Genomic DNA, 1,671 nt, shown 5'->3' with positions numbered 1-1,671 from the left:
CCTGCATTCCCCAAGTGGCGTGTCGTTTGAGGTGAAGATCGCCTGTATCCGAGCGCTAGACAAGGATTTTCTGCCGCAAGCGGCACCTGCGGTCGCGCAGACTGCTGGATCTGGACGGATCAGACCGCGAAGCCGCTGTTTCCTTGCCCAGGGGCGGCGTTTTTCAGCGCAGCGGACAGATCTGTCCAGCCGCTTTCGTTCAGTTTGAGCGTGGATCGCGATCATGCGCATAGCGGTGGCGCTCGCAATCGGCGGATAGCGGCGAGGATGGCGCGTACCATCGTGCCGGTGACAGCGACCTCGGCCAGCTGGAAGGTGATGGTGCGGGCGTGACGGACCACACGTGCCCCGATCTTGATCAGCTTCAGTTGCAGGCTGGTCAACGACCAGTCGGCCATGGCCTCGGGCAGCTCGATGCAGCGCAAGAAGGTGGCCAGGTTGTACGCCAGGGCGTGCAGTTGCAGCCGCACCTCATTGTCGCGGAACTTCCGGCACGACAGCCGCGTCCAGCGAAAGGCGTATTTGCCCTCTTTGATGTGCTGCTCGGCGGTGCCGCGCTGGTTGTAGAACCGCACCACCCAGTCCGGCTCCATCGGCAGGTTGGTGACGATGAAGCCGACACGCGGGAACAGTTCGCCCGGATGCCATTCGATCTTGGCGATCACCCGGCGTTCCTTGTCCCAGGACGCCGCCTGATACTCGAATTCCTCGAAGAACCGCTTGACCTTGGTCAGTGACGGCCGCCCGACAGGGCGCGTTAGCCGATGCGCGATCTTGTCCTTGAGGACCGCGTTTGCGGGCAGCCGGATGGCGTAGAAGAACCGCGCTTCTTCCAATCGCTCATAGATCGCCGGGATCGCGTAGGCAGCATCGGCCCGGAAGAACCTGCCACCAAGGTCGCGCTCCGCGTAGCGCGCAATGACGGGGTCGAGAACATCACGCCAGCCATCGGCGCTGTGGACGTTGCCATGGCGCAGGGCGCAGCGTTCCAGCATCCCGAACTGGTTGAACAGAAAGTTGGGGTGATAGCAGCTACAGTCGAAATGGCCATTCCAGGCAGACCCTTCCTGGTCGCCATGGGTCGGGCTGACCGAGCTGTCCATGTCCAGAACGATGTACTTCAGCCCGTTACGGTCATGGAACCGGTCGATCCATTGCCCGTTCAGGTCGGCCAGCGCGGCACGGTTCCCGGCCAGAGCCAGCGTCTCGGTCTCGAACCGTCCCATCTGCGATGCCGAGGCCGCTTGTGCATCGACCGCTCTGCCGCCGACAACTTGGCGCATGACCGGATCGCAGGCGAGACGGTTGGCGTCGTTGACATCCTCGTATCCGGCCAGCCGCCCAAAGACTGATTGCCGGAACAGGCCGTCGAGCCGATGGACCGTGTTCTTGCCAGAGCGAGTATCGCGCAGCGCCGCTGACGCCAAATCGGACAACCCGAGCGCGTCATCAAGCTCGCGCATCACCAGAAGGCCGCCGTCGGAACTGAGCTGCGTGCCGCGAAATTCCAGCCGCACGCGAGGGTCGAAATCCACCCGATCTGCCCGTTGCAAGCCCGCACCCTCTGGGTGATCCATGAAACGCGCCCCTCGCAGCCTTCAACACCATGTTTTATATAGGAAATATAATGGTCAGGACAGCGAAATCAGCGCCTTACTTGGGAAATGTGGG

The 1,671-nt window shown here is 62.3% G+C and carries 1 protein-coding gene; it reads right to left on the bottom strand.

From position 1 onward, the window contains the following. Positions 1-221: 221 nt before the first annotated feature. Positions 222-1,577, bottom strand: a complete 1,356-nt coding sequence (locus C8N34_RS25725) for an IS1380-like element IS1247 family transposase (RefSeq protein ID WP_006473457.1) — start codon at positions 1,575-1,577, stop codon at positions 222-224. Positions 1,578-1,671: the final 94 nt, after the last annotated feature.

This window comes from Gemmobacter caeni (genome assembly GCF_003054195.1).
Classification (GTDB): Bacteria; Pseudomonadota; Alphaproteobacteria; order Rhodobacterales; family Rhodobacteraceae; genus Gemmobacter; species Gemmobacter caeni.
Note: the sequence above shows the minus strand (reverse complement) of the source record. Positions and strands in the feature narration are given on the sequence as shown.